The organism is Candidatus Auribacterota bacterium, from assembly GCA_026392035.1.
Lineage (GTDB): Bacteria > Auribacterota > Tritonobacteria > UBA1439 > UBA1439 > JAPLCX01.
Genome location: JAPLCX010000049.1, coordinates 1 through 4,639 on the forward strand (window position 1 = coordinate 1; position 4,639 = coordinate 4,639).

Annotated in this window: 3 protein-coding genes; 2 read left to right on the plus strand and 1 reads right to left on the minus strand. The window is 52.8% G+C overall.

Features of this window, described 5'->3' with window-relative positions:
* Positions 1-630: 630 nt before the first annotated feature.
* Together NTX71_04765 and NTX71_04770 are read left to right on the plus strand one after the other, a co-directional pair.
* Positions 631-1,725 carry a hypothetical protein gene (locus tag NTX71_04765; GenBank protein ID MCX6339214.1) on the plus strand — a complete coding sequence of 365 codons (1,095 nt, stop codon included), beginning with the start codon at positions 631-633 and terminating at the stop codon, positions 1,723-1,725.
* A 254-nt stretch (positions 1,726-1,979) separates the two neighbouring features.
* Positions 1,980-3,008, plus strand: coding sequence for an MBL fold metallo-hydrolase (locus NTX71_04770; protein MCX6339215.1), 1,029 nt, complete (start codon positions 1,980-1,982; stop codon positions 3,006-3,008).
* 250 nt (positions 3,009-3,258) lie between these two features.
* Here the strand turns inward: NTX71_04770 and NTX71_04775 are convergent, their stop codons facing one another.
* Positions 3,259-4,467: a hypothetical protein gene (locus NTX71_04775; GenBank protein MCX6339216.1), complete on the minus strand. Its 1,209-nt coding sequence runs from the start codon at positions 4,465-4,467 to the stop codon at positions 3,259-3,261.
* Positions 4,468-4,639: the final 172 nt, after the last annotated feature.

The following is a 4,639-nucleotide window of genomic DNA, read 5'->3' on the forward strand; positions in this document are numbered from 1 at the left end:
GCGAGGTGCCATAGTATCACCGGTTCTTACTCCTTTTGTTTGTGGTGCACCTCCAACGCTATTGAAAGTGTGCCACAACTGAGGGCGTAAGAACCATTTTTTATTGACACCTCGTATGCTAAATTTCTGCAAAACTACAGATTAGTAAAATGTGTTGCAGTATTGGGCATTCATGGGAATATTTTGCCCTGATCATAGACATTCGCTATTTTTCCCTCTCCCCTTGAGGGAGAGGGTAGGGTGAGGGGTACTTCTAACGGTGCTCATTTCTCACCCCCACCTTACCTTCCCTCGGCTTCGCTCGGGACAAGCTCCCCGTCAGAGGGGGAGGGATTCTTGGTTTCTACCCACACAAAATGGAAGAGAACCAGAAATGGTGATTCTGTAGGGGCTTGATCCTTCGGCTTCGCTCAGGACAAGTTTCCCGCCTTCGGGGGCAAGTATCAAGTTTGCCACGTGAAACACGTGGCCCGTTACGCGGGTCGGATGAATCCCTGCCCGCCGGCAGGCAGGCGACCCCTACAAATCCGCCATTTAGGGTCGGTTAAACATCTTGCGGGCTCGTATGTGCCTGTGACATACTCGTTGCCGCGCCCGAGCACTATTGGTATGCGCACATGGAGAAATGAGATGAGGATGAGAATGCCGGCGGGAGTATGTCTCCTGGGGGTGTGCCTCGCTCTCGTGTGCGGCTGCCGGTCACTGGGACCCTCGGCGCTGAGGGTGACCTATCCGCAATACAACGACGTCCTCTCCCAGAACCAGAACCGGGAGTTCCTCCTCAACCTGGTGCGCCAGAAGTACCGCGATACCCCCTTCTTCCTCGACGTCACGAGCATCACGTCGTCCGAGACGATGATGGGCAAGGCGAACGTGTCTGCGGATCTGTTGATTGATCCATTCTCGGGGAGCATCATAAAGCCGGGGCTCGAGGGGACCTACTCCCAGACCCCGACGCTCTCCTTCGCCCCCGTCGTGGGCGAAGACTTCCTGAAGAAACTCATGTCTCCCATTCCGGTGAGCACGCTTGCCCTCCTTACCCAGTCCGGGGGGAGCATCCCCCGCGTCTTCTCGCTTTGCATCGAGCACATCAACGATATCGACAACGCGGCCAGGGCGTCGCTGCTCCTCCCCGAGTGGGTTCCCCACCCCGAGAAATTTCAGAGGCTCGTGAGCCTCATGGGCCAACTCCAGCAGGCGGATCTCATGCAGTTTGGACGAACGGGCAAGGAGAAGGATGCCGACTTCCTGCTCCAGATCAAAGAGAGCAAAGAGTACGCCGACCAGATACGGGAGGTCAAAGAGCTTCTCGGGGTATCCGCGGCAAAAAGCACGTTTATCCTCACCGGCGACAGTTCCCATGGCAACGGCGACCGGCTTGTCGTGAGGATGCGGCCGGTGCTCGGCGTCCTCGCCTTTCTCGCGCACGGGGTGGACGTTCCGCCGGAGGATTTGAAGGCCGGGCTTGTGACCGTCGTCCGGAACCCCGACGGGAGCGAGTATGACTGGAGCAGGGTGACAGGCAAACTGATCCACGTCTATTCCTCGAAGAAAGAGCCGGAGAATGCCTATGTCGCCGTGCGCTACCGCGGCTCGTGGTTCTACATACGGGACGACGACCAGAACTCCAAGGCGACGTTCTACACCGTCTGTCTCCTGTTCCGCCTCCAGGAGGCGCAGCCATCCCAGCCGCTGCCCATCCTCACCATCCCCGTCATCCGCTGATAGATGCGATTTACGTGCCTGACATACCCATTGTAAATGAGGCATCTTTGTAGTGGAAGGCGAGAAGTTATCTTATGAAAAAGAGCCCCAATTTATCACTACTGATAGCGACTGTTCTGGGGTCGATCATAATCGGTTGCGCTCCTCTATACCACCCTTCTACGAAGGCGGGATCAGGAAACAGCGGAGTCCTTCCAAAATCCGTTCATTCCGGGTCAGCAAAAGATTCTTTATCCAGCAGCATGCGGATATACATGATCGATGTGGGTCAGGGAGACTCCGCACTCGTGATCTTCCCGGATGGTCGGACGATGCTCATCGACGCGGGGGAGGAGTCGGCGGGGCGAAACATAACGGATCTCCTCGGCCGGCTGGGAATCAGAAAGCTGGACATCCTCGTCGCATCCCATGCCCATCCCGACCATGTGGGCGGGTTCTCGACGGTGATTTCCGGGGGCTATGCCGACTCCTCCACGATGGCATATGGCTGTGCGGATGGATCGTGGGACGAGATAACGTGGCACGGAATTAATCTCGGGGATGTTATCTATAGCAGCGAAGGCGCGACGGCCACGTGTTACGCGGTGAATGGTCATATCATCGGGGGGGCATACGTTGATCCGGAGAGGAATAAAAACGCCAAAAGCATCGTCCTGGACATCAAGTTCAAGGGATTCGACTACCTGACGGGGGGGGATCTTACAGGCTCCGGGAATCATCCCGACGTCGAAGACCCCGTTGGGGACGCTCTCGCCGCCAGGGGAGTGCATATCGATGTGTACAAGGTCCACCATCATGGCAGCAGATACAGCTCCAATCTCTATTTCCTCCGGAAGATAATGCCCGAGTTCGCAATGATCTCTGTAGGGGACGGGAATAAATTCAGGCATCCCACCCGCGGCGCGATAAATAGGCTTAACGATTCCGGGGTCCGCGTGGAGAAAATCTTCCAAACGGAAAAGGGCGCCGGCGGGACCGCGCCAAACGTCACCGTGGCCAACGGCCAGGTCGTAATCACCACCGATGGCGCTCACTATAGTTTTACCAATGAAGGTCCCGAAAGCACCACGTTTTCTTATGGCCCCTATCCTGTGGATGAATATGTACCCCTGTGGCCCATGTTTCACCATGACACGGGCAGTTTGGCCGGGGATACTTATTCAGGCCGGCAAACTGGAACCATCGCACGGAGCTACGCAACACAGGGTTTGGGGAATACGAGTTCGTCCAGATTAAATGTGGTCCGTTCTATGCAATTGACAAGTCTGGCGTCACGGCATTAAATATCAAGATTAAAGACTTGACCCCAGGTTACTCTCCATGACTAACTACGACCAAAAGCGATGCTATATCCTTGGTGCCGGTGCTTCGTGTGATGCACACCATCCGCTTGTTGAGAAAATTATTACCCATTTTGACTCTTGGCTGTGTAGGCGCGATGCGTCGGAGTTTAGAGATAAACAAGGAAAAAGTAATGAAGTGTTGCGTAACTGTTAAAACTGGACTCTTCGGAACATTTAAAACCGAACTGTTTTAGCGTTGCGTATAAAATGTCGCAACTTTCTCTTCGCCAATGTAGATAGAGAGTTTTTCACCCGGCTTTTCACACACTGTAACATGTACATTCCTAGCCGAATGCAGTTTATACTTATTCCCTCGGTACGAAAGAGTTCCGTATCCGTCGACTGTACGGGGACATTTAAAAGCGGACACATGGTCCCAGTCTGTCTTTTCGGGAACTGGCCTAAGCTGGCATCGGTCATCTAAAAGAGCCTGGTTCCAACGCTTCAATGGAATTTCCCCTGTCTCATCATGGATGCGCTCGGTATTGTAGTAATTGATGACCTCCTCAACCACCTCCTGCCCTTCGGGGATCTTAGCGGCCTTGCGCTTTGAGCAAAGATAAGGAACTCGCGCCTGAAGATATTTAAACTTATTCTCGATCTTCCCCTTGGCTCGGGCAGTCGGTGCAAACCAAAGGTGGATACCCAACGCCGCCATCATCATGCTAAATTGAGTTTCACCCTCGACACCCATTGTCTGGCTTCTATGCACGCTCTTATTCTTAAATTTAAAAGTGAAGATGCTGTGTTGATCCAGATACCATATCGCGGGAAGCCCATACTTCCGGCACACCGCCTCCGCATGAACCATATGCTCCCATGCACCACCATGCTCAACCAAAGTCCCCTTCACGATAAGGCGAGAATGATCATCAACCGTGGCAATTAAACTCAGCTCTTCCCCTAACCGCGGAATCCATATATGCTGCGAGTCATCATGTTGATACATCATCCCGATAGAGCCCATCTCAAACTGCCGATAGGGCTTTGCCACTTTCTCTTGTGGTAGAACGTAGTAACCATGCCGGAGTGCAAAACGGCGGATGCTATTACGATGTATCCGGTGCTCCAGCTTTTTATGAGCTTCTTCTGCAATAACTTCAAAGTTAAACTTCCTCTCGTTCGGAGGAAGGCTTCGAATAAATTGCAGCTCGGAATGTAAAAAATCTTGGTCCTGACGCCCAAGCTCGCGATTGGGTTTGCGACGTGCTGTATAAAGATAAAACTCTTTACTGCCATCCCTTGTGTTTAGATATCTCCTGTAAAGCTCATAAAATCTGCTCTTACTGATCTCAAGATAATTGCAGGTTTCTTGGCGTGATATCCGTCCCCCTTGATATTCGACTAATAAGGCCTTCACAGTGCCCATGGGAACTCGTTTGTGCAACTGCTGCTTCATGGCAGCCTCCTTTCATCATGAGGCTACCAATAACACAATAATTAGTACCAGTCAAGTTAGGCCGCGAGCCCCCATGGGGGCTCCTCTCTTCCCTCTGTCAAAGAACAGGATACTCCTTACACCAGTCCGGTTTTAATTGTTCCCACTGTCCGGTTTTAATTGTTCCGGAACA

What these genes read in the sequence shown, in the direction of transcription:
- NTX71_04765 (MCX6339214.1), top strand. Translation starts at nt 631, where the DNA reads ATGAGGATGAGAATGCCGGCGGGAGTATGTCTCCTGGGGGTGTGCCTC.
- NTX71_04770 (MCX6339215.1), top strand. Translation starts at nt 1,980, where the DNA reads ATGATCGATGTGGGTCAGGGAGACTCCGCACTCGTGATCTTCCCGGAT.
- NTX71_04775 (MCX6339216.1), bottom strand. Translation starts at nt 4,467, where the DNA reads ATGAAGCAGCAGTTGCACAAACGAGTTCCCATGGGCACTGTGAAGGCC.